25 protein-coding genes and 1 tRNA gene are annotated in these 25,739 nt (G+C 56.8%); 18 read left to right on the top strand and 8 right to left on the bottom strand.

Annotated elements, in window-relative coordinates:
• The first annotated feature begins 74 nt into the window (after window positions 1-74).
• The 4 genes from argC (at window position 75) to C7476_RS07475 (ending at window position 2,554) form a co-directional block, all read left to right on the top strand.
• A complete protein-coding gene (gene argC / locus C7476_RS07490; protein WP_114429257.1) occupies window positions 75-1,010 on the top strand; it encodes an N-acetyl-gamma-glutamyl-phosphate reductase in 936 nt (311 codons plus the stop codon).
• Window positions 1,003-1,854, top strand: a complete 852-nt coding sequence (locus C7476_RS07485; protein ID WP_114429256.1) for an aminoglycoside phosphotransferase family protein — start codon at window positions 1,003-1,005, stop codon at window positions 1,852-1,854. Before argC ends, C7476_RS07485 begins: the two co-directional genes overlap by 8 nt.
• A 71-nt stretch (window positions 1,855-1,925) precedes the next feature.
• Window positions 1,926-2,165, top strand: coding sequence for a type II toxin-antitoxin system Phd/YefM family antitoxin (locus tag C7476_RS07480; protein ID WP_210207782.1), 240 nt, complete (start codon window positions 1,926-1,928; stop codon window positions 2,163-2,165).
• The gene (locus tag C7476_RS07475) at window positions 2,165-2,554 is read left to right on the top strand and encodes a type II toxin-antitoxin system VapC family toxin (RefSeq protein WP_114429255.1); all 390 of its coding nucleotides are present in this window, start codon (window positions 2,165-2,167) and stop codon (window positions 2,552-2,554) included. The genes C7476_RS07480 and C7476_RS07475 overlap by 1 nt, the downstream gene beginning before the upstream one ends.
• A 268-nt stretch (window positions 2,555-2,822) precedes the next feature.
• Here the strand turns inward: C7476_RS07475 and C7476_RS07470 are convergent, their stop codons facing one another.
• Window positions 2,823-3,893 carry a COX15/CtaA family protein gene (locus C7476_RS07470; RefSeq protein ID WP_425373959.1) on the bottom strand — a complete coding sequence of 357 codons (1,071 nt, stop codon included), beginning with the start codon at window positions 3,891-3,893 and terminating at the stop codon, window positions 2,823-2,825.
• 193 nt (window positions 3,894-4,086) lie between these two features.
• Here C7476_RS07470 and C7476_RS07465 point away from each other — a divergent pair, with 193 nt between their 5' ends.
• On the top strand, window positions 4,087-4,305 hold the full coding sequence (locus C7476_RS07465) for a DUF2842 domain-containing protein (protein WP_114429253.1): 219 nt from the start codon (window positions 4,087-4,089) through the stop codon (window positions 4,303-4,305).
• 89 nt (window positions 4,306-4,394) lie between these two features.
• Here C7476_RS07465 and C7476_RS07460 read toward each other — a convergent pair whose 3' ends face one another.
• Complete coding sequence (locus tag C7476_RS07460; protein WP_181872378.1) at window positions 4,395-5,411, bottom strand: polysaccharide deacetylase family protein; 1,017 nt, start codon at window positions 5,409-5,411, stop codon at window positions 4,395-4,397.
• A 166-nt stretch (window positions 5,412-5,577) separates the two neighbouring features.
• Between C7476_RS07460 and C7476_RS07455 the strand changes: the two genes are divergently transcribed.
• A complete protein-coding gene (locus C7476_RS07455; RefSeq protein ID WP_114429251.1) occupies window positions 5,578-6,705 on the top strand; it encodes a GNAT family N-acetyltransferase in 1,128 nt (375 codons plus the stop codon).
• Here the strand turns inward: C7476_RS07455 and C7476_RS07450 are convergent.
• Window positions 6,702-8,900 (bottom strand): GumC family protein, encoded by a 2,199-nt coding sequence (locus C7476_RS07450; protein WP_114429250.1) that lies wholly within the window; start codon window positions 8,898-8,900, stop codon window positions 6,702-6,704. The two genes, C7476_RS07455 and C7476_RS07450, sit on opposite strands and share 4 nt — an antisense overlap.
• A 199-nt stretch (window positions 8,901-9,099) precedes the next feature.
• Between C7476_RS07450 and C7476_RS07445 the strand changes: the two genes are divergently transcribed.
• From C7476_RS07445 to C7476_RS07425, 5 genes are all read left to right on the top strand, one after another.
• Window positions 9,100-9,666 (top strand): polysaccharide biosynthesis/export family protein, encoded by a 567-nt coding sequence (locus C7476_RS07445; RefSeq protein WP_114429249.1) that lies wholly within the window; start codon window positions 9,100-9,102, stop codon window positions 9,664-9,666.
• An 8-nt stretch (window positions 9,667-9,674) separates the two neighbouring features.
• Window positions 9,675-10,796, top strand: a complete 1,122-nt coding sequence (locus C7476_RS07440; protein WP_114429248.1) for a glycosyltransferase family 4 protein — start codon at window positions 9,675-9,677, stop codon at window positions 10,794-10,796.
• Window positions 10,797-10,860: 64 nt separating this feature from the next.
• On the top strand, window positions 10,861-12,402 hold the full coding sequence (locus C7476_RS07435; protein WP_114429247.1) for an undecaprenyl-phosphate glucose phosphotransferase: 1,542 nt from the start codon (window positions 10,861-10,863) through the stop codon (window positions 12,400-12,402).
• Complete coding sequence (locus C7476_RS07430; RefSeq protein WP_114429246.1) at window positions 12,399-13,640, top strand: O-antigen ligase family protein; 1,242 nt, start codon at window positions 12,399-12,401, stop codon at window positions 13,638-13,640. The genes C7476_RS07435 and C7476_RS07430 overlap by 4 nt, the downstream gene beginning before the upstream one ends.
• Before the next feature lie 284 nt (window positions 13,641-13,924).
• Window positions 13,925-14,116, top strand: coding sequence for a hypothetical protein (locus C7476_RS07425; protein ID WP_114429245.1), 192 nt, complete (start codon window positions 13,925-13,927; stop codon window positions 14,114-14,116).
• A gap of 2 nt (window positions 14,117-14,118) precedes the next feature.
• On the opposite strand, the gene C7476_RS07420 is transcribed toward C7476_RS07425, so the two are convergent.
• Window positions 14,119-16,284 carry a mechanosensitive ion channel family protein gene (locus C7476_RS07420; protein WP_245426208.1) on the bottom strand — a complete coding sequence of 722 codons (2,166 nt, stop codon included), beginning with the start codon at window positions 16,282-16,284 and terminating at the stop codon, window positions 14,119-14,121.
• Between the two features lie 206 nt (window positions 16,285-16,490).
• Here C7476_RS07420 and C7476_RS07415 point away from each other — a divergent pair, with 206 nt between their 5' ends.
• Complete coding sequence (locus C7476_RS07415; protein ID WP_112530852.1) at window positions 16,491-16,811, top strand: hypothetical protein; 321 nt, start codon at window positions 16,491-16,493, stop codon at window positions 16,809-16,811.
• Between the two features lie 124 nt (window positions 16,812-16,935).
• On the opposite strand, the gene C7476_RS07410 is transcribed toward C7476_RS07415, so the two are convergent.
• The 3 genes from C7476_RS07410 to C7476_RS27820 all read right to left on the bottom strand — a co-directional run bounded on the left by C7476_RS07410 (window position 16,936) and on the right by C7476_RS27820 (window position 18,167).
• Window positions 16,936-17,012: transfer RNA gene (locus tag C7476_RS07410), tRNA-Pro, on the bottom strand.
• A 368-nt stretch (window positions 17,013-17,380) separates the two neighbouring features.
• Window positions 17,381-17,875 carry a hypothetical protein gene (locus tag C7476_RS07405; RefSeq protein ID WP_147274630.1) on the bottom strand — a complete coding sequence of 165 codons (495 nt, stop codon included), beginning with the start codon at window positions 17,873-17,875 and terminating at the stop codon, window positions 17,381-17,383.
• A gap of 10 nt (window positions 17,876-17,885) precedes the next feature.
• On the bottom strand, window positions 17,886-18,167 hold the full coding sequence (locus C7476_RS27820) for a hypothetical protein (RefSeq protein WP_147274629.1): 282 nt from the start codon (window positions 18,165-18,167) through the stop codon (window positions 17,886-17,888).
• A 165-nt stretch (window positions 18,168-18,332) separates the two neighbouring features.
• On the opposite strand from C7476_RS27820, the gene C7476_RS07395 reads away from it, so the two are divergent.
• From C7476_RS07395 to C7476_RS07375, 5 genes are all read left to right on the top strand, one after another.
• Window positions 18,333-18,755, top strand: a complete 423-nt coding sequence (locus C7476_RS07395; protein ID WP_114429241.1) for a hypothetical protein — start codon at window positions 18,333-18,335, stop codon at window positions 18,753-18,755.
• Window positions 18,756-18,774: 19 nt separating this feature from the next.
• A complete protein-coding gene (locus tag C7476_RS29085; RefSeq protein WP_114429240.1) occupies window positions 18,775-18,897 on the top strand; it encodes a multidrug transporter in 123 nt (40 codons plus the stop codon).
• Between the two features lie 143 nt (window positions 18,898-19,040).
• The gene (locus C7476_RS07385) at window positions 19,041-19,376 is read left to right on the top strand and encodes a hypothetical protein (RefSeq protein ID WP_114429239.1); all 336 of its coding nucleotides are present in this window, start codon (window positions 19,041-19,043) and stop codon (window positions 19,374-19,376) included.
• 786 nt (window positions 19,377-20,162) lie between these two features.
• The gene (locus C7476_RS07380) at window positions 20,163-20,828 is read left to right on the top strand and encodes a nitroreductase (RefSeq protein ID WP_114429464.1); all 666 of its coding nucleotides are present in this window, start codon (window positions 20,163-20,165) and stop codon (window positions 20,826-20,828) included.
• 75 nt (window positions 20,829-20,903) lie between these two features.
• The gene (locus C7476_RS07375; protein ID WP_114429238.1) at window positions 20,904-21,476 is read left to right on the top strand and encodes an NADPH-dependent FMN reductase; all 573 of its coding nucleotides are present in this window, start codon (window positions 20,904-20,906) and stop codon (window positions 21,474-21,476) included.
• Between the two features lie 83 nt (window positions 21,477-21,559).
• On the opposite strand, the gene C7476_RS07370 is transcribed toward C7476_RS07375, so the two are convergent.
• Window positions 21,560-22,147 carry a GNAT family N-acetyltransferase gene (locus C7476_RS07370; protein WP_147274628.1) on the bottom strand — a complete coding sequence of 196 codons (588 nt, stop codon included), beginning with the start codon at window positions 22,145-22,147 and terminating at the stop codon, window positions 21,560-21,562.
• A gap of 340 nt (window positions 22,148-22,487) precedes the next feature.
• Here C7476_RS07370 and C7476_RS07365 point away from each other — a divergent pair, with 340 nt between their 5' ends.
• Window positions 22,488-25,616, top strand: a complete 3,129-nt coding sequence (locus C7476_RS07365; RefSeq protein ID WP_114429236.1) for an autotransporter outer membrane beta-barrel domain-containing protein — start codon at window positions 22,488-22,490, stop codon at window positions 25,614-25,616.
• Window positions 25,617-25,739 lie beyond the last annotated feature (123 nt).

The raw sequence follows: 25,739 nt of genomic DNA, 5'->3' as shown, positions 1-25,739 counted from the left end.
CCACGCATAGCAGCCAAGGCCAATAGAAAAAACTGAGCTAAGCTCCTGAATTCAAAGCTTCCAAGGGCATTCCCATGAAACCGAAAATCTTCATCGACGGCGAACACGGCACCACCGGCCTGCAGATCCGCACCCGGCTTGCGGGCCGCGACGATCTCGAGGTTCTTTCGATTCCGGAAGCCGAGCGGCGCAACAAGGATATGCGCGCGGACTTTCTCAAAGAAACGGATGTCGCCATCCTCTGCCTGCCCGACGATGCGTCGAAGGAAGCGGTATCGATTCTCGAAGGGCACAACTCGACGAAGATTATCGACACCTCGACCGCGCACCGCGTGCATCCGGACTGGGCTTACGGCTTCGCCGAGCTTGATCGCGACCAGCGCCAGAAGATTGCCGATGCCCGGCTCGTCGCCAATCCCGGCTGTTACCCGACCGGCGCTATTTCACTGGTTCGCCCCTTGCGCGATGCGGGTATCCTGCCAGGCGATTATCCGGTCACGGTCAATGCAGTCTCCGGCTATACCGGCGGTGGCAAACAGATGATTGCGCAGATGGAAAATCCGGACGCGCCCGATCATATTGCGGCGAACCATTTCCTCTATGCAATGCCACTGAAACACAAGCATGTGCCGGAGTTGCAGGTGCATGGGCATCTGGATCGCAAACCTATCTTTTCGCCTAGCGTCGGGCGTTTTGCGCAGGGTATGATCGTGCAGGTGCCGCTGTTTACAGACGATCTCAACGGTAATGCCTCAATGGCGGATATCCACGCAGCGTTGACCGCGCATTATGAGGGTCAGAACATCGTGCAGGTGGTGCCGCTGGCCGAAAGCGTCATGTTGCCCCGCCTCGATCCGGAAGAGCTGCGCGATACGGACATCATGAAGCTCTATGTGTTCGGTACTGAAGGCAGCGGCCAGGTCAATCTGGTCGCCCTCCTCGACAATCTCGGCAAGGGTGCGTCGGGGGCTGCAGTGCAGAATCTCGATCTCATGTTGGGAAATGCTTGACGTAATAGCGGAGACTTTCCCACCGGAGTGGAAAGTCTCCTCCCCCGAACTCGTCGCCGAGACCCCCACCAGCCGGATCGTCAAGGTGCGGCTGGAAGATGGCGAGCCCGCAATCATCAAACATCTGACACCGCTCGGTGTGCGGGAAGAGTTGGGTGGCACGCGCTATCTGGACTGGCACGACGGCAACAGCTGTATTCGTTTGCTGGCGCAGCGGGGTAATAACCTCCTGCTTGAATATGCCGGCGCGCGCACCCTGCTTGATCATCTCAACGAACACGGTGACGACGACGCGACGCAGACCTTTGTCAATGTGTTCCTGCGCCTCATGCAGTCGAAACTGCAAAACCGACCCTTCCCCCCGGGACTCATACCGTTGCGGACGCATTTCGCCAGCCTGTTCAAGAAGGCTGAGGCAGGCCGGACACGTGGGGTGAACAGCCAGTTCGTCGAAGCGGCGGCCGTTGCAGACATGCTCCTGAACAATCAACAAAACGTCCAGCCGCTGCATAGCGATCTGCACCACGAGAACGTACTGCACGGGAAACGCGGCTGGCTGGTGATCGATCCCAAGGGCCTGATCGGCGATCCGATGTTTGACACTGCCAACATGTTCTACAACCCGCTGGATCGCGATGATCTGCGGATAAGCGAGCGTCGCATTGCAACCATGGCGCAGACGTTCTCGCAAGCTTTCAACCGCGATATAAAAACCATTCTGGGCTTTGGCATGACCCATGCCTGCCTCTCGGCCTCATGGCATGACGAGGACGGCAATTTCGACGAGTCGAAGCGCAGCCTTGGCGTGGCAGAGGCAATCCGATGTGTGTTCCAAACAGTTTGAGCCGTATTGACCAAGTTGACCAAATGATGTGCCCATGGTACCTTTGGTCTACTTGGTCAAGGAGAAGAACTGTGGACCAGATCAACCTCTATGATGCGAAGACGAACCTTTCAAGTTTGGTGGATCGCGCGGCGTCTGGCGAAGAGGTCATCATTGCCAAGAATGGTATCCCGCTCGCAAAACTCGGCCCTTTGCCGAAACAGCAGGAGCCGCGCAAGCCTGCTCATGCGCTCGGGATCTCCTATATTGCCGAAGACTTCGACGCGTTAGATCCGGAGATCGCAGCACTGTTCAACGATGACACATTGTAATGCAGCTGCTGCTCGACACACATGTTCTTCTCTGGTGGGATGAGGGCGCCGATAGACTCGGCTCTGTAACCCGCGACGCAATTGCCAATCCTGACAACCAGATCTACATCAGCGCAGCGTCGATCTGGGAAATTGCCATCAAAAGCGCCAAGGGCAAGTTACGATTTTCCGGCTCGCCCCATGCAGCCATCGAGCGAAATGGCTTTTTGCCGCTCTCCATATCGCCGCATCATGCAGAACTTGCGGGACAACTCGCATGGTCACATCCAGACCCCTTCGACCGGATGCTGATAACTCAAGCGCAATCTGACGGTTTGATATTGGTCCACGCCGACAGTGTAATTCACACCTACAAGGAAGTGCCCCAGCTTTGGGCACGCGATACCTAGAGCAAATTCTGTCTATTCAGAGTCGTTCTGCCGGAGAGAATTTGGTTCAAGGTCGAGGGGTTTTGCGAGGCCGATGTCCTTCCATCGGGCGACGCCGAAACCCGAAGGATTTGGACCAAATTCACCAGGCCCTCCGGGTTTCCGGCTGGCGGACATCCACTTTGTCAGGCGGCTTCGTCCGATGCACACACATCGGCCTCGCCACCTTCCGCGTGGATTGTCTCGCCATCCGTGAAACAGAACTGGCTCTGAATAAACAAAACTTGCTCTAGCGCCCAGCGACGACTTCTGTCTCACGCGGATAAGCGCCCTTGGTGCCGCGCCAATGGGCGACGGAAAACCCGAGAATGACAATGGCGAAGAACTGATGCAGCAGCCCGAGGCCGATCGGCACCTGCATCAAAAGCGTCGTGATGCCGATCGCCGCTTGCAGGGTTACCAGAACGACAAGAAGCACGGCGCGGCGCGCATGGGTGGTGCCGGGGGCTTGCCGGACTGTCGATACAGCCTGCCAGATAGCCACGATCAACACGAAATAAGCAAAGCAGCGATGGACGAATTGCACTGTCTTCGGGCTTTCGAAGAGATTGTGCCAGATCGGCTGGATCGGGAAGAGATCGCCGGGAATGACTGCCCCGTCCATTAGCGGCCAGGTATTGTAGGAAAGCCCAGCATCAAGGCCAGCGACCAACGCTCCGAGATAAATCTGGATGAAGACAAAGAGCACGAACCAGCCGGCGAAGCGCTGAATCTGGCGATTGGCCGGCGCTTCGGAGTAGACGGCAAGGCCGCGCGCCACATACATGACGGCCGCGAAGATGATGCAGGCAAGCGTGAGATGCGTGGCGAGCCGGTACTGGCTGACGTCGACACGGTCGACAAGCCCCGAGGCGACCATCCACCAGCCGACGGCGCCTTGCAGAGCGCCAAGCGCCAGAATGAAGATCATGCGCGGCTTCAACCGGCGCTCCAGCCTGCCGGTGAGCCAGAAGAAGGCGAGCGGTACGGCGACGAGAAAGCCGACGCCGCGCGCGAGAAAGCGATGCGCCCATTCCCACCAGAAGATTTGCTGGAACTCCGCCAGGCTCATGCCCTTGTTCAGCTGCTGATATTGCGGAATCTGCCGGTATTTATCGAATTCCTCCATCCATTGATCATGGCCGAACGGCGGTATGATGCCATGGACAGGCTTCCATTCGGTGATGGAAAGGCCGGAGCCGGTCATGCGTGTTGCACCGCCGACAAGGACGATGGTCGCCAGAACGATCAGCACCAGATAAAGCCAGATGCGGATATATTTGCGGTTTCGCGCTTCGCGGTCCTGAACCGAGACGACCATGCCCTGGGATAGTGTGTTGGCAGCCATGCAAGACGCTCCTTATTGCGCCGATAGGTGCAGCATAAGCGGTTGCATGACAAGCGCGGTTCACGCGACACGCCGTCGCGTTTATACCTCGAGCCGACCTTTTTTGCTTTGCCTCGATGGGTTTAACGCGTAGAGGATGGCCCGAAACTGGAGAATGGATCGCACGATGCCTGTCAGGCTGAAGAAGCTCATCGGAACATTTCTGCTCGTGGCGCTCGTCTGCGTCTATGCAGTTGTAGCAACGATCTTTGCCGTCGCTCTGCTCGGCAATTCCGGCCCGTGGGTTCATCTGCTTTATTTCTTCGGGACAGGATTCCTTTGGGTCGTACCGGCGATGTTTATCATCAGCTGGATGGAAAAGGCGCCTAAGAAGAATTCACCCTGATGGACGTCTGATGCGACTTTCTGCGTTTCCGGTGCTCATGGACTAGAATGTCCACTGCGCTCCGGTTCTCGAAAGCCGCACCAGCCCTTTTAAGCCTGAACCACTCGCCTTCCCGCATTGGCGATCGGCGTCGTCACGCCGCTCATCATCGTCCTGGCATAGACCAGTTTCTGGAAGCGGCCGTTGATGGAGATGCGTGGCAGCGCCCACATATTGGCCCGGTGTTCGGCGTGGATGGTGCCGTGCCTTGTCGTGACGGCGGAGACAAAACCTTCTGCCGCGGCTATCCCGGCTTCGCGTCGTCCCGCAGCTTTTGAAGAGCCGTAGGGATAGGCGAAATGAGCTGGCCGCTTGCCGAGTTCTGCTTCCAGCATATCGGCGGACAGGCGCATTTCCTGCGCGACCATATCCGGAGTCAATTTCTTAAGGTTGTAGTGATGAACCGTATGCGCGCCGATCGTGCATAGCGGATCGCTGGCGATCTGGCGCATTTCCTTCCAGTTCATCACGTCCTGATCGGCGGGCACGCCGCACATCATCCCCTCCTGGGCGCACATTTCACGGAGGACCGGCAATTGCTCCAGCTCGGTCAGCGTGAACGAAAAATAGCGCATCAAGGAATGAAACGTTGCGCGTTTTTGAAACAGAGTCCCGCAACGCCATTCCGGTCCGCCAGGGATCTTTATATGATCTGCCTTGGCGATGAGTTTTTCGGCGATTTCCCACCATAGAACTGCAGCGCCCTCAATCAGACCAGGCGCGGCATAGACTGTGAATGGCGCATTGTGCTTCTGGAAAACCGGATAGGCGTGATTGATGTTGTCGTTGTAACCATCGTCGAGCGTAATGGCGACAAAGCGCCGTTTGCCAGGCGATCCAGCTTTAACGCGCTCGGCCATCTCATCCATGGAGACGATTTCCGTGCCCTCGGACTTCAGCGACGTGATGATTTGATCGAGAAAGACGGGCGTGATCGCCAGTGAACGGGTGACGCCGAGCGGACTGATACAATCCGGACGCACCCGGTGCAGCATGATGATGGAACCGAGCCCGCCAAAGCGGTCGCGTGTGCTTGAGGCAAAGCCGCTATGCCAAGCCAGTCTCATCACGGCTTTTCGTATCAAGTCGGCCGCGTGGACCATTCCTTCACCAATTCGCGTTATTTGAGATATCGAAGGGATTCTGTTCATCAACTCTTGCGACTTAAACGTTTATATATGGTTGATCAACAAACCTCGCCGCCTTTCGCATCTCCTCCAATGGAACGCAAGAATGTCCATCACTTCACGACAAGCAAAAATAATTGCACCGCTTGAAGCCAAAGCATTGTGGAATGAACTGGGCGAAGATTTTCTTGCGGGTCCAGCACAAACCGCCAACTGGTTTTCATTCTGGCAGTCATGCGTCAACGCAGACTGTCTTGTCGCGGCGCTTTTTGAAGCGGAAAGGCCGGTTTTCCTTTTGCCGTTGGAGATTGTGAAAAGAGGTCCGGTCCGGATTGCCGCGTTTCCAGGAGGGCCGCATGCCAATTGCAACTTCCCGGCGCTGGCGGCTGATGCTCAAATTACGGCGGCCGATCTCACTACTCTGTTCCAAACATTGCACAAGGTCCGGCCGGATATCGATGTTGTCTCGCTTGTACGGCAGTTGGGTGAGCTTGACGGCAAGGCCAATCCGTTGATGCAGCTGCAAAGCCGCGAGAATGCCAATATCAGCCTGGGTATCACGTTGGACCGGGATTTCGAAACGGTGGTCGGTCGGCACAATGCCAAACGCAAGAAGAAGAAGCATCGTCAGAACACGCGGCGGTTCGAGGAGGCAGGCGGATATCGCATCGTGACGGCAACGACTCCCGTCGAGACCACCGCGATGCTGAACAACTATTTCGAGTGCAAGGCAGCGCGGCTCGCCAAGGCTGGTATCAAGAACACCTATGAACCGGCGGGAACCATGGAATTCTTCCAGCAGCTGTTCGCCCACGAGGTTCAATCGGCAATGCCACGCTTTCAACTCAAAGCGCTTGAAGCGGGTGGGCAGTATCGCGCGGTTCTCGGCAAGTCCTATGCCAGAAAACAAACGTTCATCGATTTCATCGGCATCACAGAGGATGAACTGGTGAGCGCCAGCCCCGGCGAGTTCCTGTTTTTCGAAGACATCCAGGACAGTTGCAAGACCGACCTTGCCGTCTACAGTTTTGGCATTGGCGACGAACCGTATAAACGCAGCTGGTCCGATATCGAAGTGCCGAGCTACGACACCGATGTCAGCCTTACGGCGAAGGGGCGAATGTTCGCAGGATACCTCGATGCGCGCGGCAAGCTGGTGCGCCGCATCAAGAAAAACGAAACCGTCTGGGCCGCGGTGAAAAAGGCCCGTTCGCGTCTGTTCGGCAAACGTTAAGCCGAACGTACAATCCGGCCAGAATCGAGACGCAGATGCTCTTTTTCGAAGGGTGTCAGCAATTCGGGCTCAAGCAGCTTCGCGTCATAAACAGCCTTGGCTGTAGCGGCTACGTCGGGGTCGTCAGGATCGACAACGCCGAGAATGAGTTCCGTTCCGTCGGCCAGCAAATGCTTCAGCTCCACAACAGTCGCCGGACCCGCATCGACAACGACAAGATCATAGGCCGACTGCAAGGCATTGAGGATCATTGGCAAACGCCCGACGGACTGCATGGCCTTTGACGGATCGTGGTTGCCAAGCGGGATGATCTCGGCCTGCGAATAGTGATCCGGGTGGATGACATCGCTGAAGTGCTTTTCTGAAACCAGAAGATTGGTGATGCCAGGAAGGTTCTTGTCGTCCAGCATGGAACGGCCGATTTCCCCCGACCCGGTCATGTCGACGAGGATGACCCGCACGCCCCGGTCGGCAAGTTCGCGCACGAGCAGGATGGTCAAGGCCGAGGCTTCGTCGCCTTCGGGTGAGACCACCACGGCGCGCGCTGCACCGCTCGCCATCAAACGCGTCGCGACATTGGCAATGCCCGAATGACCGGTGGGAATTGCCGGCGCTCCTGCCGGGGCCCCCGCGGCGGGTGTGTCCAATTCCGCCGGCTGCTCTTTCGTTTCGGCGAACGCTGGCTCTTCGGGGATATCCACGGGCGTAGCAGGTTCGACAACAGGTGAAGCCGTTTCAGGGATACCGCGAACGGCCACCGGGGGTGTTATGTCTTCCGCGATGGCTGGCTGTGGATTGGCCGGACGAAGCGCCTGCCCACTGAACAGAGCCCGCAGCAAAGTGATGATGCTGAGGAGCAGCAGCGACGCAACAAATGCGGCAATCGTCATCGGGATTTTCTTCGGGAAATACGGCTCGATCGGCCTGTCGGCGCGGGAGAAGATACGCGCATCTGCTGGCAGATAGCCGCGATCCGTGCGGGACGACGCCTCGCGGTATCGGGTCAGGTACGATTCGAGCAATTGCCGCTGGGCGGTTGCCTCACGCTCCAGGGCGCGCAATTCTACCTCTTCCTCGCCTGCTTTTGCAGATTGCTCCTTCAACTCATTGAGCGAGCTTGTCAATTGGCTCTCGCGTAAACGTGCCGTTTCAGCTTCGGCCTCAAGGCTTCCAAGAACCTTGCGCGCCTCAAGGCGGATCTGGTTGTTAAGATCTGCGAGCTGCGAACGCAGTGCCCGGATGCGAGGATGGCCGCTAAGCAGGGATGCAGAAAGATCGGCGATATCGTTGTTGAGCTGTACCTGACGCTCGCGTAGGCGCTGGATCAGAGGCGATGCCATGACAGCGGGCAGCGTTTCGACAGGCGCACCCTTCGCCAGCGCAGCGCGGACACTCTGGGCGCTTGCCTCGCTTGCAGCCCTGTTTGCCCGTACGCGCGACAGTTCCGTGGAGAGCTCCGAAAGCTGCTGGGTGGCGAGAACAGCATTGTTCTGGCCGATCAGGAGGTCCGAGGAACTGCGGTACGCCGCTACCTTCGCCTCGGCATCCTTGACGCGTTGGCTGAGATCGGCGATCTCCGGCTGCAGCCAGCCTGCTGCATCAGTGTTTGCCCGGGACTTCGCCGATTGCTGCGTAGCGACATATTCGTCGGCGATAGCGTTGGCGACCGAGGCGGCAAGCGCCGGATCCTTGGAGGAGAACTGAATGACAATGACGCGTGAAGCCGCAACATTATAAACCAGCAAGCGATCGCGTACGGACTGAAGGATGTAATCGTCGCGCGTCTCTTCATCCGGGTTGGTGCCGATACCAATAGCGCCAAACAGACGCGACAGCGCCGAGGGTTCAGCACCAGCAGAAAGTTCGGGGTTCTTCGCGAGGTCGAGCTTGACGATAACGCGTTTTAAGAGGTCGGACGAACCTATGAGTTCGACCTGGCTCTTGATACCCTCCGGATCCAGCACCGGCCGGTCGTCCGCCTGCTGGTTTGCCGGACGGGTGAAAACCGATTCCCCCGTTTCGATGAGGATGCGGGTCTCGGCGCGATATTTTGGCGAGACCAAAGACATGAGCAGGAATGCCAGGGCCGTCAAAAACAGCGAGCCGACGAGTATTCGCAGCTTGTTGCGCCAAAGGCTGGCAAACAACGCGCCTATATCAATGTCCACATCGTTTCCGACAGAGCTCGCGGGCATTCCAGAACACTCCAATACGAATAGCATAATAGTAAAGATGCATGGTAACCAGCGAGTTAAGAAGCTTCAGTATTCAACCACAGGGTGCAGTAAACCTGCCTGTCGCCGCTAAACTTTACCAGCCATTAACCCTAATGAACTGATAATCGCCGCACAGAATCGAGAAAACTTCTCCGCAACGTTTGTTAGGGTTCGTGACGTGTTCAGCAAGCAGATCTTTCTGGTGGCCATCGGCGTTGTTTCCGTGACGCTGGGCGGTTGCGCCAGTTACCGCCCGGCCCCGGCAGCGTTCAACGAAGCCATCAACAAGCCTTACATGCTGGATGCGGGCGACCGCATTCGGCTGACTGTGTTTGAGCAGGAAGGCATTACCAACACCTATAGCGTCGACCAGGCCGGATATATCTCGATCCCGCTGATTGGCAGCGTCCCTGCCCGTGGCAAGACCATCCAGCAGATCGAAAAGGAAGTCGCCGCCAAGCTGCGCAAGGGTTATCTGCGCGATCCGGACGTCGCAGTCGAGATTGATCGCTACCGTCCCGTCTTCATCATGGGTGAAGTCGGTGCGGCCGGGCAATATTCCTACGTTCCGGGAATGACCGCACAAAAAGCCATTGCCGCGGCCGGCGGCTTTACCCCGCGCGCCCAACAGAACGACGTCGATATCACGCGCCAGTTCAACGGCGAAAGCCTGACCGGCCGCGTTACCATTTCCGATCAGGTGCTGCCCGGCGACACAATCTATGTGCGCGAGCGATTTTTCTGATCACCGGAATGGGCGAAAAACCATCTCTTCGCATCGTTCACTGTTTTCGTGCGCCTGTTGGCGGAATATTCCGCCACGTGCGCGATCTCATCGAAGCGCAAGTCAAAGCCGGTCACAAGGTCGGCGTGATCTGCGACGCATCGACAGGCGGTGACTTCGAAGAAGCATTGCTTGCAGGGCTGAACGACAGGCTTGAGCTCGGCCTCAAACGCATTGCCATGCAGCGCCAGATCGGTCCGGGCGATGCGATGGCCGCACTACGGACATACAGAATCATCAAGAAATTGCAGCCGGATGTCCTGCATGGGCACGGCGCCAAGGGCGGCACCTATGCGCGGCTCTTCGGCTCATGGCTGCGGGTATCCGGTTCGCGCGTTGCCCGGTTTTATTCTCCGCATGGCGGCAGTCTACACTACGATCCCAACAGCCTGCAGGGCCGTGTGATTTTCCGGGTCGAACGCGCCATGGAGAAGATGACCGACAGGATCATTTTCGTCTCCGCATTCGAACAGAACGTTTATACGAAGAAAGTCGGTGAACCGCGGTGCGGGTTCGCGCTGATCTATAACGGCCTGGCAGACAGTGAATTCGAACCGATCGTGACATTGCACGACGCCGCCGATTTTCTATTTATCGGCGAGATGCGCGTCTTGAAGGGACCCGATATCTTTATCGACGCCCTTGCGAAAGCGAACAGTCAAAGCGGCCAGAACCTGACAGCAGTGATGGTTGGCGACGGCAAGGATCGAGCCAGCCTCGTCAAGCAAGCGGTTGCAAATATCAGTTTTCTCATGCCGATGAAGGCGCATGAAGCATTCAGGCTGGCCAAGGTGGTGGTGATCCCTTCACGCGCCGAGGCCCTGCCCTATATCGTGATCGAGGCTCTCGCCGCCGGGATGCCGGTCATTGCCAGTCGCGTCGGTGGCATTCCGGAAATCCTCGGCGATGATTCCCCTGCCCTGGTGCAGCCGGACGCCAATGATCTGGCTAGCAAAATGACCTATGTCATCGGCGATATCGCAGCCTACAGGCAGACGCTTCCGGGTATCGAAGCGCTCAGGCAAAAGTTCGGGGTCGAGGCAATGGCTACGCGGCTGGAAACCGAGTATTTCGCTGCACTGGACCGTTAGATTCTCTAAGCCTTTCTTAGCGCATATGTGCTATTGACGGGCAATTCGGGCTTTCAGGTGAATCATGACAGACAGAAAAGCGGAATCGAAGCTTTCGCGCGAGGTTGTTCGCAACCTTACGCCCGACACGCCGCGAACCTCCGGCAAGAAGCCGGTGCTGAGCCCGGTCGCGTATCAGATCGCCTCGCAATATGCCAAGGACACCAATTCGCCGGTGATGATCAGCGGCATCATGCGGATCATCGAGTTTTTGATCATCGTGCTGGCGGGCATTGCTGTCTTCATCATTTACGTCGGCCCGTCGGCCTACACGTTCCTGCAGTACTCGCTTGCGATCCTCGCCACGGCAGTGGTCACGATCATGCTCCTGGAGCTCACCGACAGCTACCAGCTTGCCGTCATGCGCGACCCCTTCAGCAAGTTCGGAAAACTCATTCTCGTCTGGTCCGGCGCTTTCGCGATGATGTCGCTGGCGGCGTTTTTCCTCAAGACCTCGGAAGACTATTCGCGTGTGTGGTTCGGCACCTGGTACGGATCGGGACTGATCCTTTTCCTGGTATTCCGCATAGTCATGTCGCGCCTGATCCGGCGCTGGGCCCGCAACGGCAAGATGGAACGGCGCGCGGTTATCGTTGGCGGAGGCAAACCGGCGGAAGACCTTATCCGGTCGATCGAGCAACAGCCCTATAACGACATTCGCATTTGCGGCGTTTTTGACGATCGCGATGCCAAGCGGTCACCGCCGATCGTCGCCGGTTATCCGAAGCTCGGTAATATTTCCGAATTGATCGAGTTCGCGCGCATCGCCCAGATCGATATGCTGATCGTCTCCCTGCCCATCACCGCGGAAGCGCGGGTACTGTCGCTTTTGAAGAAGCTCTGGGTTCTGCCCGTCGATATACGCCTGTCGGCGCACAACAACCATCTGCAGTTCCGCCCACGCGCCTATTCCTATATCGGGTCCGTCGCCATGATCGACCTGTTCGACAAGCCGATCAACGACTGGGATTCGGTGGCCAAGCGCGCCTTCGACATCTTCTTCAGCGTCTTCGGCCTGATCGTCTTCAGTCCGGTCATTCTGGCAACTGCCATTGCCATCAAGCTTGAAAGCAAGGGGCCGGTGATCTTCAAGCAACTCCGGCATGGCTTCAACAACGAGGTCATCGAAGTCTGGAAGTTCCGCTCGATGTTCACCGAGATGTGCGATCCCACGGCGCGCAACGCTGTGGTCAAGAACGACCCTCGCGTGACCCGCGTCGGCCGCTTCATTCGCAAGACTTCGATCGACGAACTTCCGCAGTTCTTCAATTCATTGATGGGAACGCTGTCACTCGTCGGCCCCCGGCCACACGCCATCGCCGCGCATACGCGCAATCTGCTCTATAACGAGGTTGTCGACGGCTATTTCGCACGGCATCGGGTCAAGCCCGGCGTGACGGGATGGGCACAGATCAATGGCTGGCGCGGCGAAGTCGACACGGACGACAAGATCAAGATGCGCACGGAATTCGATCTTTACTACATCGAGAACTGGTCGTTGTGGTTTGACCTGAAAATCCTGTTCCTTACTCCCGTGCGACTTCTCAACACGGATAATGCCTATTGAGCGCGGCAATTGATCAGAACCGGCGGACCAGCGTCGATCACGCCGCAAAAAACCGCGCTCTGATCAGATTGATTTCGACTTTTGCCGTGGGCTTCGGGGTGTTCCTCAGCGGCTTCGTCATCGATGAACCAGCGCCATACGAGCTCTACATGGCAGGTCTCATCGCCATCTGGGCCCTGTTCGGCCTGAGATTGTCGCGCACGGTCGCCGCCCTCCTCGCGATTCTGGTGGTTTTCAATCTCGGCGGCCTTGTCTCCCTGGCGCAAATGCCCGACCTCAAAGCGGCTCCGATGTACATCGCCGTTTCGCTTTTCCTCGGTTTCACGGCGGTTTTCTTCGCAGCGATCATCGACGCCGACCATCGCGTCCTGCGTGTCATCTTCAAGGCCTATATCATCGCTGCGATCGGCACATCGCTGCTCGGTATCCTCGGTTATTTCGATGCCTTTCCCGGAGCAGAACTATTCACGCGCTATGGCCGCGCGATGGGTGCTTTCCAGGACCCGAATGTTTTCGGTCCTTTTCTCATGCTGCCACTTGCCTGGCTGGTGCATGGCGTGCTGGTGGGCGACCTTCGAGCGTTGCCGTTGCGCCTGATCCCGATCCTTATCCTGACGCTTGGCATCTTCCTGTCTTTCTCGCGTGCGGCCTGGGGAATGGCCGCACTGATCATTGCCGGCCTGGCCCTGCTTCTGTTCATCAGAAACCCCAATCCGCTGTTCCGGACGCGGATCATTCTGCTTGCGGGCCTTGCTGTCGTGTTTGTCCTGCTCGCTGTCGTGGTCGCGCTGCAAATCCCGAGCGTTGCCGACCTTTTCACCGCGCGAGCGCAGCTGGTGCAAGATTATGACGATGCGCAATTCGGACGCTTTGCGCGTCACTGGTACGGGATGCTCATGTCGATCGATCATCCGCTCGGTATAGGTCCGCTGGAGTTCGGACCGATCTTCGGCGAGGACACGCATAATATCTGGCTGAAAGCGGCGCTGGACTACGGCTGGATCGGATTTATCAGCTATCTGACGCTCACCATGCTGACGCTGGGTCTCGGACTGCGCATCCTGTTTCGCGAGCGTCCCTGGCAACCCTTTCTGCTCTGCGCCTATCTGGTTTATGTAGCGCATGTAGCCATCGGCAATATCATCGACACCGACCATTGGCGGCATTTCTGGCTGCTCATCGGAATCATCTGGGGCTGTGCTGCATTGGAGGCCCGCTATCAGAGGAACACCGGGTGATTCATGCGTACTTTCTTGTTTTCTCAAACTAAGCGCATGACCTTGTTTGATTTATTGCAATACAAATTGTATGCTGGAGTACATAATATAACCAAAAATTGTGTAACACTTTTATCACAACTTATTGATGTAGCTCGTATCAAGATTAATACGTGACCATACATGAAGAGCCGTGCATGAGGTCGTTTGCCAACTCTCGATAGTTGACCAAAGCATGATGGGTGTACCAATTGGTATTGTTTAGAAGCAACAGTAACAACTATTCGAACGCTGATGCCCAGCTCATGCAGCGCTCCCTTGATTCGGCCGTCCGGCAGCTGAATGGCCAAGACTTGTCAGACGACGAAATCAACACGCTGGCCCGTTTCGTACGCGCCGCTTTCATCATCGGCAATCGGGATATGCAATCCATGGCGGGGTTTGCGGTAAAGGCAGTTCTCATACGGCGCAAGAGCCGCGCGAAGACCCAGCTCTGAACTCAATTCTCCTGCAGCTTTGCGGCTTCGGCAGCCTTTTTGCGTGCTATCGCGTCGTTTGTGGCTGCCGCCGCGACATTTGCCGTATGATCCTCATTACCGGCAACTTGCACCGTTGGTGACGCAAAGCCGATGCCATTGGCTCCGAACGCTTCCCTGATCATGGCATAGGCGCGGCGCCGGATCGTGGATTGATGCCCCGGTTTTGTCATCATGGCGAAGCTCAGATTGATACCATAGTCGCCGAAAGCCTCGACGCCCTTCATCTTGACGGTCTCGATGATCTGCGGGCCGAATTCCGGATCCTGCAACAGTTCCGCGCCGACCGCTTTCACCAGCTTTTTGACCTTGGCGATATCCGTGTCGTAGCTGACTGAAATAAGGAATTTGTCGATGACCCAGTCGCGGCTCATGTTCTGCACGGCACCCAACGTGCCGAACGGCACGGTGAAGATCGGACCGCGATGGTGCCGCAATTTGACGGAGCGGATACTGAAGGATTCGACTGTGCCCTTGTAGCTGCCACTCTGGATATATTCTCCCACCCGAAACGCGTCGTCGGTCATATAAAACACGCCGCTGATGATGTCCCTGACCAGGGCCTGAGAGCCGAAGCCGATGGCGACGCCGAAAATGCCCGCACCCGCGATCAACGGACCGATTGCCACGCCAAGACCGGACAGGACCATCATCACGGCAACCGCAGCGATGAGCACGGCAAGAAAATTGCGCAGAATCGGCAGCAAGGTCATCATCCGCCCGCTGCGGGCCAGTGCAGCCTCGTCGCCGCCCTCGATGCGGGCGCGTTCAATGCGCTGATTGATGAGGCCTTTAAGCATATGCCAGATCAGATCTGCGGCGAGCAGGATCACCACGCCGCCCAACACGCCGCGAACGATGCGGCTCGCGGCCTCGTCCTCCATCAATCCGCTTGCGCGAAAACGAATGACTGCGCCGAGCCAGGCGACGGCAAGTATGATGATGATCACCCTTGCTCCCCGCTCCAGGAGGACTTCAAGGACCGGATTCCTGGCTTTTGACGCATCATCAGGACCGGCGAAGAACGACTTTACGATTGTGCTGGTCGTCTTCAAGATAGGAGGCAGGATGATGGCATAGACGCCAATCCAGAAAGCCAGGCTCATGCCGGCAACCCATAACAACCAAAGTACGCATAGATAGAGTGTGAGCAGCCACTCCTTGGCGCGGTAGGCCCTGGATGCAACGGGGGCCTCCGGCCGGTTCCAGACGGTTTCCAGCGCCACGGCCAAAAGTCCAAGGCCGAGTGTGTAAACGATCAGGCTCCTGACGTTGGGGGTAAAATTGAGCGCGGTCATCACTCCGGCCACCGCCCAACCTGTGAAGAAGATGCCCGTGAACCAGGCAACACGGCGATACCAGAACGCGGCCTGCACATCATCCATCGGAATGAGACGCGCCACGATCTCGCCGCCGTCTGCTTGCTTGCGGTCGGTTGCAAGCACAATGGCGGCCAATCGTATGATCACGCGCCAGGCGATCAGGGCGACTAGCATGGGCAGGACAAGCATGGCCAACAGCGGCGGCCACGTAAAGGCGTGGAAGGCACCGATACTGGCCAAAGCAAAGACCACCAGCGGTGCCATAGCGGCAAAAATCGATCGGCCAATTACATGATGCCGTTTGGGCGTATCTGCCTCAGTTGCGGCCGGCACCGCCATTTTCCGGCGCGCCCGGCCGAGAATACGCCGAAAGACAAATTCGGCCCCGAAGCCGAGTGCAGCAAACGCAGCAAAGAGCACCAGGATCGCTCCCGGACGTCGGCCGTTGATTTCGGTCATGATCGTTGAGCGTGCCCCCGCAAACTCGCCAGGAACTGCCGGAATGGCCTGTACGATGCCGCGCAGGTGCGCCCGAATGGCGTTCGACCATTGCATGAAGTCGCTTGCCGATCCCGCAACGGAAGCCTCCTCTTCCGCCGCCGCAGGCGGTGCACCCTTGGCGGCGATCCATGCTTTGATTTCGGGATCATCCAGCAGCTTCAGAAGCTCTTCGACTTTTTTGGGTGGCGGTTCGGTCGCCGCAGTCTGCGCCTGCGCAACACCGGCAAGGCTCAGGAAAACAACACAGCTCAATGCGAACACGATGCGCATTTTGGCGGTCATGGCTTGAAGAACTATAGTACTCATGCGTTTGCCCCGGACAGACGTTTTGGTATATTATGAACGCAAAATAATGGCCTGTCTCACGAATAGTACAGCATTGCGTGCGCCGGAATAATGGTGGCGGCTCTATTTACCAGTTCCGCCAAAATATGTGGTGTCCCGGCCAGCCCGCCCTATTGCTGCCAACCGGATGGGTTTACATATAAGATGTGCCAACACGAGGAACCGTCATGACCCGGATCGAATACAGGTTGCATGCTTTTGACCTCGCGAGCCCGTTCGGCTTCGCAGACGGCAATATGTTCGGTCATCTCTTGCGGGAAAAACTCGGAAAACTTGCGCCGGACAAGCGGGCCGTTCTGATCGAATGCGTCAAAAGGTTTTTGCTCCCGGCGCTGCCGCGGCGGATAAAGACTGTGCTGGTCGGCACGCACAACCCCATCCGGATTCCTGACGGCGAGACGATCGACGATATCGAGGACTTTACGGTCGGCATCAGGGAAGATCAGGTGCTGGAAGTGGCCGCGGAACTCGCCTCGAAGCACGATTGATCGAAGAACATCAAACTGGATGCTGAATATTACGCAATTCCGGACGCAAAACCGGTTCCCGCTTTTGCTGGAATTACTGTCGTCTGCTCCCGGAGCAGGCGTATAGCCGATATCGCGGCTATATTGGTCGGAGTGGCCGGATTCGAACCGACGACCCCTTGACCCCCAGTCAAGTGCGCTACCGGGCTGCGCTACACTCCGATAATTTTGCTAAATCAATGACTTAGCGGGGCATTCAATCCTCAGAATATTCGGCTTGTTTCTGCCGGGGTAACGCTGAGGACAATAGTCACGCCAATTGTTTGCGAAGCTTCTGGGGGAAACCTCAAATCGACAGGCGAGCAATTACCCTATGGCGCTACCGGAGGCAAGGGCCGCAACGGAAGTACGGACAAGAAATCTGCCAAGGGCACTTGGAGGTATGGTATCCAAAGTCCGTTCTTTACGGAGTAAGTGTACCCCGTTCTTGTCAACAAGCCCGACTTTACCCCTACTTATTTCACCAAGGATATCCACCGCGGGCATGCCGAAGCGCCCAGAGGTCGGATTTGGTGGCATGACCGCAGAAATCAAAAATCGCTGCTTCGGCTTACTGAAGGGCGATGTGGTGTTTGTGTCACACCAAATTCAAACTCGGCGCGACACAGATGACACCTATAGTGATCCCGTTGACGCGTGTCACGCATACTAAATTGCAGGATCGATTTTTTGCGCTGACCAAAACAATTGGGACAGGCTCGATGCTGTACCTCTCCGGTGGTTGCATCTTCTTTCAGTTTGTATGCAAAGGTCTGACCGCCAAAGTCCGTGAGCACATAGTTGGATGCGATTTCATCCCAGTTTTCATAGGCGGCAAGTTCACGTTTCAACTCGGAGATCGTATCTTCTAGTTGCCGTTGTCGGTCGCCCCCGGTCTGCGTCGCTTGCTGTGCCTCCATTATCTTACCCTGTAGTTCAATAACGGCGCTGTTCAGGGCGACTTTGTTGTTTATATTCACAAGGCCATTCGCCATATCAAAGGCAACTTTCAGCGCCCCAAAAGCCTCACCCATACCTACAACCATTTCCCGTCCCCTAACTATTCATCTGTTGTACTATAGCGATCACGAGCGTGATTAGCGCCGTCAGAAAGACGCCTATAGTGGACCAGTACATCTGGTTGGACTGCTTCTTCATCTCGGCTGTCGCCGTTTCCTGAGCCGCGACCGCCGCAAGCTGAGCGTCTAGCACCTCCCTCTGAAGGATATACAACCGGCGCTTGATTTCGATATCCGGCACATATGAGGCCTGCGAGCCCGGTTGCTCACCAGCAGAGCCGAATACCCGCTCGTCTGTCCAACTGCTATAGTCTTCCATGAAATCCCCGTTCGTTCCCTCGGCCTGATTGTTATCCGCTGACCCGATAGAAGTCCACGTAATCAGCCGGAAGTTGTATTTTGTGCATAGTTGCAATCGTCCGACACGTGACCGCAGGGTTTTGATATATTGATCGTTAGATAAACCGGCGAGGAACCGCACCAAATGGATATCCCTGCAACCATCTCAGCCGTAACGACAGCACTCGGCTTTGTGAGAGAATTAAATGCGATTGATGTTCAGGCCGACAAAGCAGAGCTCAAACTCAAGATCGCAGAAATTTCCAGTGCGCTGGCGGATGCCAAGATGGGGCTCATTGATGCTGTGGAAATCGTGCGTGAAAAGGACAAGGCGATTGCAGAAGCAAAGGCAGCATTGAAATTTCGGGCCGAAAATCTGATCAATTTCGATGGGATGTTTTACGACCAGAGAGACGGAAAGCCCGTTGGCGATCCCTATTGCACAGTCTGCATTGAAACTGGTTCAACTTACAAGTTAGTCAACGATGTTTCCGCTGCTGGGCATCCGTTCAAGTGCCCCAAATGCAAATCCAACTATGGAATGGCACGAGCCTTTACCAAAGTGTAACGCAGAGAGGAGAACTAACATGTCAACCCGAGACGCAGGAACTGGAAAATACGTCAAGAAAGAAGAGGCCAAGAAGCGCCCCAAGGAAGTGGTCGTCGAAAAGGACAAGAAAGCGAAACCGGCACCAAAGAAATCGAAATAATCGATACACTAGCCCCGACGCCCCCGACCTAGGCCTAATCTCGATTTTGCTTTCCCCTCAGCTCCACGCAAAAAGGGCGAACAAAAGACAATCTGCCCCGTTTTTCGCCCATAGTGATTATTCCCTGCCGGTCGGAAGTCCAGATGAAACATGCTATGGTTTGGCTGGAGGAACGGAGGGACAGAACGTTGCCCAATCACGAGGAGAAGATTGCGTCCTACAAGACGCTGATCAATTTACATCATAATAATGTCGAGAAAGCACAATGGAGACTGTTTGAATTGCGAACCGGATCGATAACGACTACCGGGGATGAAGTCGCTTTCAGCAGGTCATTAATTGCAGATGAAATGTGCGAAATCCGCAAGCTGGAGATGCTCCTGAAGCGGCTTGAACACCCCAAGGCAAACGACACGACAGTGTTATGGCGTATGTTACGCCTAGGGGGCAGTTTGGGCTGGAGCCGTAAAATAAACTGAACATCGCCGGCCCTCATCAGGGTGCGGAAGAAGGAGGAGAGCAAGACATACGAGCCCCCACGCGGCTGTCTCTGCTCCTCTCTCTCCAACTGGCCGCTTTAGCGGGAGGAAACATTTGTCCCAAGACCGGGGTGCTAACAGCGGTCAGCGGGGTCAAGTTACACCCGATTTGGTGTGCCGTATAAATGGCTTCATGGCCAACCACCGAAAGGGGTATACGCGAAATTCGGGCAATCGCCCGGAGAGCCATCAAAAAAATGGCCGAAGCGCCAAAGCAGTGCTTCACAGGGGACTGTGGAAATGCTTCGTCGGCTCCGGCCTATTGCTGCCAATGGGCATTGGGGTAGTTGAGTTCAGGCAGCAGCGGTAGTGTCGCCCACCCTCGCCCATGGGTCCAATCACACTTCCCCTCCGCTCGAAACAAAGAGGGAGAAGAGAAGGCACATCGCCCCCAATCCTCCCCAGATGGCGGGTTGTAGAATTTGGCATGCCATCACAACCAGCGCGAGCAATTTACACGAGTTTACGGGATTTCCACTTTATTTTTAACTTGTTATGCGGTGAGACTATTGGCCTTGACCCTCGCCCACATGCCCCTCGGACGCATCGATCCCTCTATACGTTGGATATACGTCTCCTAGACCACGGTGTGATTACGTCTCCATTGCGAATGGAGATAATGAACCACATCAGAAACGGAACAGTCAGGAGGAGACGGCCATGAGCATGGACAGTATCTCATACCCCGGCAGATCGAAACGAATGGCGGGCGGTATGGAGGCGATCATGGACGTATATGAAGCAGTCACAAGCCGACGGGCGGTGCGCGGATTCACCGATGAGCCTGTGTCGAGAGAGGTGCTTGAGCGCGTGCTGTCCGCCGCCGCTTGGGCGCCGTCCGGATCGAACATCCAGCCGTGGAACACCTACGTGCTAACGGGCGCGCCGCTGGCCGAACTCAAGACGAACGCCGTCGAGCGCGTGGCCCACGGCGACCCCTGGGACAAGCGGCAGTACAAGATGTACCCGTCCGAACTGAAGTCTCCGTACGCGGAGCGCCGATCCGCCTTCGGCAAGGAGCGCTACAGCGCGCTCGGCATTGCGCGCGAGGACTGGGAGGCGCGCCAGCGGGCAGCCATCGCCAACTGGAACTGTTTCGGTGCGCCCGCCGCCCTGTTCTGCTACATCGACTGTGACCTGGGCCGGCCCCAATGGGCCGATGTCGGCATGTATCTGCAGACCATCATGCTGCTGCTCCGCGCCGAAGGACTGCACAGTTGCACGCAAATGGCGTGGTCGCAGGTTCGCGAGACGGTCGCGGAGGTCCTGTCACCCCCGGAGGGGCTCATCCTCTTCTGCGGCATGTCGATCGGATACGAGGACCCCGCGGTAAGTTCTCCCCGTACAGGCCGCGCCCCGCTCGCCGAGACGGTCACTTTCATCGGCGGTTAGTTACTGGACAAGAGACCCCTTCTATGATTCCTGCGTATGATAAGTCCTCTATCATGCGAGATATTGGAGAACGCCATGACCACGCACAAAGTAGGCTATTTCATCGGCAGTCTCGCCAAGGGCTCGATCAATCGCAAACTCGCCAAGGCGTTGGTACGGTTCGCCCCGCCGGAACTTGAAATGTCGGAGATATCCTTCAAGGACCTGCCGCTCTACAGCTACGACTATGACGCCGACTACCCTCCGGCTGGCAAGGCATTCAAGGCGGCAATCGCGGCCGTCGACGCCGTGCTGTTCATCACGCCTGAATACAATCGATCGATACCCGGCGGGCTGAAAAACGCAATCGACTGGGCGAGCCGCCCCTACGGTACCAACTCGTTCACACGCAAGCCGTCAGCGGTGATCGGCACGTCGCCGGGCGCGATAGGCACAGCAGTCGCCCAGCAGAATTTGCGCAGCGTGCTTAGTTTCTGCAACTCTCCCCAGATGAATGCCCCGGAAGCCTACATCCAGTTTACACCGGGGCTGATCACCGATGACGGCGAGGTCACGAACGACAAAACCGCCGATTTCCTCCGCGCTTACATGCGGGACTTCCATGTCTTCATCGCAAGGGTTCGCTCAGTGCTGCCGAAAGATGCCTAGAGCAAGTTTTGTCCAGAGACCATTGCCGGCCTACGCAACATCCTGGAGGTGCAGTTGCTCCCGGATCTGTTTCAACCGGCCGGTCAGTCGGGATCGGACACCCTCTCGAATAATTCCACAGGGTTGCCGCGATATGTCGTGGCTTTGAACATTTTGAAGCCCAGACGTGCGGCGACGCTTTTCGAGGTATCGTTCCAGGTATCGATCATACAAACGGTCCGGTTTGAAATTCTCCTCGAGTCGAACCAGACAAATACGGCTTGCATCGCCTCGGTTGCTATACCCCGGCCGTTCCGCGAATATTCCACCCTCCACATGGCCTCTGGAAAACCATCGTAAAAGGCGCCGTGACCTCGATGAAAATGTGCCAGCCCCACCTCGCCGATCACCGCGCCAGATATGCGGTCGACAACGGCAAACGGGCCGAAGTCAAACGTTGCCCAGTGTCCGATCCAGCGCAGCAACCGATACCAGATATCTTCCTCGCTCAGTTGCGGGTGACCGGGAGAACCGTCCGTCACCGGCTTGTTCACCCACACGCTCTTGTAGGTTTCAAAATCGCCGATGACGAGCGGACGCAGGAGCAGACGGTCTGTTTCAATCATGGTTTTGCTTGCCAAATGATGGGGTTCGCAACTTAGTTTAATATCCGCATTCGAAGGTGCCGCCAAATTCTAAACGCGCATTTTCAATGTTTCGATCCTTATGCTGAATGCCGCAGCGCTCGACGACACACGCAAGCGGCGGCCCATGAGCGTATGACGTAGCGAGTTTTGGTCGCGCTACGATTGCAGCGCATCTCTGCCTGCACCATTAAGTAACAATTCCGCAACACCTTTCCCCAAAGATGAATGCTCGCTCCGATTGTATTCGAAAACTAAACCTTTAGATTTATAGTAGAGCTTTGACTCGAACGACTAATGACCGTTTTATGCATTTTCTAAAACCGGCACCGGCAGAGGGGGGATCCTTGACAGCTGCGTCCGAAGAAAAGGTGGGATAGGTATCGGCATGACTCTACGCAAAGCTTTGCGCGCATCGACTGCGCTGACCGTGGTTTCGGTTCTCGGCATGGCTGCCACGGTCTCCCTCTCGATTTTCGACGAAGCAAAGGCGCAGACGTGGAATGGAGCGGGGCCGGATTACGGTACCGCGACAAACTGGACGCCTGGTAACGTACCAGACGCCGCCGGAGAGACCGCCACGTTTGATAATACCGGCGCAGCCCAGTCAATAGTAAATCTTGGGGGAGCCACTTATTCGCCCAACGGCTGGGTAGTCAACGGCGGCACCACCTACTCAATGGAAAACGGCACCGTAAACTTTCTCGCTGCTGCAGGTTTGACGAACAACTCGGCGGGCGGCCTGGGGATATCCGCAAATATTACTGGTATTGGCGGCGTAACGCAGAATGGCACCTCTACTCTCTTTCTTCTGGGCAACAATACCTATAGTGGCGGGACGACCGTCTTGTCTGGAATAGTTGAAGCAAGGGGAACTGGTACACTCGGAACAGGTCTTGTGAACGTCGGGAATGCGTTCGGGGGTGCCTCTGCCGAACTGCAGTTGACCAACGGCTTCAATGCCCAATCGCTGAATATTACCAACCACGCCACGGGCAACACAGTTTTCAATGGTGGGACGGCCGGCAATGCCATTATAAGAAACAGCCAGGGTGGCGGAACCACTTTTCAGAATAACAGCACCGCCGGCAGCGCCCAGATTCTCAACGATATCAGCGCCAACCAGCCAAGCGTCACGTTGTTCCGTGACACCAGCACGGCAGGGAATGCGACGTTTTCGCTGCCCGGCGGCGATGTCCGGTTTCAGGATAACAGCACGGCGGGGGATGCTGAGCTAAGCGGAACAGCAACGATCATATTCCAGCAGAATGCGACCGGCGGCAATGCTCAGATCAGCCTCACCTCCTTTACCGGGTTGATTCAATTTCTTGATAACAGCACGGCGGGCGCGGCCATAATTTCCAATGCGGATGGCAGCCAAATTCGGTTCGACGGCGCAGGCACGTCTGCCGGGACAGCCACGATTACCAACAGCGGCTCCTCTACTCTACCGGCCGTCCAGAATTCGACAACGATATTCGACAACACCAGCACGGCGGGCAGCGCCACGATCATCAACATAAGTGATGGCCGAACACAGTTCTTCGCTAGTAGTAGCGCCGGAAGCGCCAGGATTGAAAACAATGTCGGGGGCGGCACCTTCTTCGAAGCCAACAGCAGCGGCGGCAGCGCACAACTGGTAACAATCGGCACCGGTTTCGTTGACTTTTCGCGCAGCGTCGCTGCTACAAATACCGCCGGCTCCGTCGAGGGCAGCGGTGAGTTGCGGCTCGGTGCGATTGATTTCACCGTCGGCTCGAACAATCTGTCGACCACATATTCCGGTGTGATCCAGGACGGCGGCACCAATGGCGGCACCGGTGCATCGCTGACCAAGACCGGTACCGGAACCCTGACGCTTTCCGGTATCAATACTTATACAGGCGGCACAACGGTCAACCAGGGAACGCTTTCCGTCAACGGCACAATCGGCGCTGTCGACGTGATGAGCGGTGCGACGCTCGGCGGTATCGGGACGGTCGGCAATACAGTTGTGGCCTCCGGTGCTACAATTGCTCCGGGCAACTCGATCGGTACGCTGAACGTCGCCGGCGATATCACCCTTGCTGCCGGTTCGATCTACAGTGTCGAACTTGCCGGCTCGGGTGCGTCCGATATGATCGCAGCTTCCGGCGTTGCAACCTTGCAGGGCGGTTCTGTATCGGTCACGGCACTTGATCCGCAGACCAGCTACCAGACCGGGCAGGTCTACAGGATCCTGACGGCACAGGGCGGCGTCAGCGGAGCATTCGATCCGAGCGTACTGAGCAACTCCGCATTTTTGAGCGCGACGATTGCCAACACCGCCAACGCCGTGGATCTTACCATTGCAGTCGCAACAACGCCCAATCCGCCTAACCCGCCTGGTCCGCCGCCGGTGTTCGTGACCGCCGCGCAGACCCGCAACCAGCTGGCAACCGCTGGCGCTCTCGATACTCTGGTTCAAAGCGGCAGTTCTTTGGCGCTCTATAACAGCCTTCTCGTGCTGGATGCCGCCACGGCGCGCGAAGCATTCGATTCCTTGTCGGGCGAAATTTACGCTTCGGCGAAGACAGCTTTGATCGAGGACAGCCGTTTCATCCGCGATGCTGCGATCAACAGGGTTCGCAGTTCCTTTGGCGGTGTGGCTACCCCTGCTCTGCCGATCATGGCCTATGGCGAAGGCGGCCCGGAACTCGCTCCTGCAACAACCGACAAATTCGGCGTATGGGGAACAGGCTTCGGCAACTGGGGTTCGACCGACAGCGATGGCAATGCTGCATCCCTTGATCGTACGACTGGCGGTTTTGTCGTTGGAGCCGACGCACTTGTCTGGGAAAACTGGCGTCTCGGTATGCTTGCCGGATATAGCCGCACATCGTTCGATGTCGATGATCGTTCGTCGTCGGGAGACAGTGACAATTATCATCTCGGCATCTATGGCGGCACACAGTGGGGTAATCTCGGCTTCCGTGCCGGTGCAGCCTATACGTGGAGCAATATCGATACCGATCGCTCGGTAGTGTTCCCGGGCTTTTCCGAGGATCTCAGCGCCGACTACGACGCCGGGACAGCCCAGGTCTTCGGTGAACTTGGCTACCGCATCGATACCAGCCGCGTCGCATTCGAACCTTTCGCCAATCTCTCCTACGTGAACTTCCGGAGCGACTCCTTCTCCGAATCCGGTGGCGCAGCGGCACTGTCCGCGTCGAGCGAAACGACCGACACGACTTTCACCACACTGGGTCTGCGGGCGTCCACAGATTTCACGATGGGAAGCATGTCGGCGACGGCCCGCGGCATGCTGGGCTGGCGTCATGCATTCGATGACGTAACGCCGCAATCCCGCCTCGCCTTCACTGGAAGCGACGCTTTCACCATATCAGGCGTGCCAATCGACCAGGACGCCTTCGTAGTCGAGGCCGGTCTTGATCTCAAGATCACGCATAGCGCGACGCTTGGCCTGGCTTATAATGGCCAGTTTGGCAGCAAGGCGCAGGACAATGGATTTAAGGCCGACCTTTCGTTCAAGTTCTAAGAGCCTGAACGAAAATTTGCCATGAACGGCTGCAAATGGCATTTTTCTGCGCTCCGATGCTCACGTACCAAACGTACGATGCGCTTCGGTGCTCGAAAACCACCATTTTCGCCACCTCCTGAC

The sequence above is a fragment of the Phyllobacterium bourgognense genome (genome assembly GCF_003337575.1).
Lineage (GTDB): Bacteria > Pseudomonadota > Alphaproteobacteria > Rhizobiales > Rhizobiaceae > Phyllobacterium > Phyllobacterium bourgognense.
Note: the sequence above shows the minus strand (reverse complement) of the source record. Positions and strands in the feature narration are given on the sequence as shown.

Excerpts from the sequence above, each read along its gene's own strand:
- argC (WP_114429257.1), top strand. The coding sequence starts at position 75 with ATGAAACCGAAAATCTTCATCGACGGCGAACACGGCACCACCGGCCTG.
- C7476_RS07485 (WP_114429256.1), top strand. The coding sequence starts at position 1,003 with ATGCTTGACGTAATAGCGGAGACTTTCCCACCGGAGTGGAAAGTCTCC.
- C7476_RS07475 (WP_114429255.1), top strand. The coding sequence starts at position 2,165 with ATGCAGCTGCTGCTCGACACACATGTTCTTCTCTGGTGGGATGAGGGC.
- C7476_RS07470 (WP_425373959.1), bottom strand. The coding sequence starts at position 3,893 with ATGGTCGTCTCGGTTCAGGACCGCGAAGCGCGAAACCGCAAATATATC.
- C7476_RS07465 (WP_114429253.1), top strand. The coding sequence starts at position 4,087 with ATGCCTGTCAGGCTGAAGAAGCTCATCGGAACATTTCTGCTCGTGGCG.
- C7476_RS07460 (WP_181872378.1), bottom strand. The coding sequence starts at position 5,411 with ATGAGACTGGCTTGGCATAGCGGCTTTGCCTCAAGCACACGCGACCGC.
- C7476_RS07455 (WP_114429251.1), top strand. The coding sequence starts at position 5,578 with ATGTCCATCACTTCACGACAAGCAAAAATAATTGCACCGCTTGAAGCC.
- C7476_RS07450 (WP_114429250.1), bottom strand. The coding sequence starts at position 8,900 with ATGCCCGCGAGCTCTGTCGGAAACGATGTGGACATTGATATAGGCGCG.
- C7476_RS07440 (WP_114429248.1), top strand. The coding sequence starts at position 9,675 with ATGGGCGAAAAACCATCTCTTCGCATCGTTCACTGTTTTCGTGCGCCT.
- C7476_RS07435 (WP_114429247.1), top strand. The coding sequence starts at position 10,861 with ATGACAGACAGAAAAGCGGAATCGAAGCTTTCGCGCGAGGTTGTTCGC.
- C7476_RS07425 (WP_114429245.1), top strand. The coding sequence starts at position 13,925 with ATGCAGCGCTCCCTTGATTCGGCCGTCCGGCAGCTGAATGGCCAAGAC.
- C7476_RS07420 (WP_245426208.1), bottom strand. The coding sequence starts at position 16,284 with ATGAGTACTATAGTTCTTCAAGCCATGACCGCCAAAATGCGCATCGTG.
- C7476_RS07415 (WP_112530852.1), top strand. The coding sequence starts at position 16,491 with ATGACCCGGATCGAATACAGGTTGCATGCTTTTGACCTCGCGAGCCCG.
- C7476_RS07405 (WP_147274630.1), bottom strand. The coding sequence starts at position 17,875 with ATGGTTGTAGGTATGGGTGAGGCTTTTGGGGCGCTGAAAGTTGCCTTT.
- C7476_RS27820 (WP_147274629.1), bottom strand. The coding sequence starts at position 18,167 with ATGGAAGACTATAGCAGTTGGACAGACGAGCGGGTATTCGGCTCTGCT.
- C7476_RS07395 (WP_114429241.1), top strand. The coding sequence starts at position 18,333 with ATGGATATCCCTGCAACCATCTCAGCCGTAACGACAGCACTCGGCTTT.
- C7476_RS29085 (WP_114429240.1), top strand. The coding sequence starts at position 18,775 with ATGTCAACCCGAGACGCAGGAACTGGAAAATACGTCAAGAAAGAAGAG.
- C7476_RS07385 (WP_114429239.1), top strand. The coding sequence starts at position 19,041 with ATGAAACATGCTATGGTTTGGCTGGAGGAACGGAGGGACAGAACGTTG.
- C7476_RS07380 (WP_114429464.1), top strand. The coding sequence starts at position 20,163 with ATGGACGTATATGAAGCAGTCACAAGCCGACGGGCGGTGCGCGGATTC.
- C7476_RS07375 (WP_114429238.1), top strand. The coding sequence starts at position 20,904 with ATGACCACGCACAAAGTAGGCTATTTCATCGGCAGTCTCGCCAAGGGC.
- C7476_RS07365 (WP_114429236.1), top strand. The coding sequence starts at position 22,488 with ATGACTCTACGCAAAGCTTTGCGCGCATCGACTGCGCTGACCGTGGTT.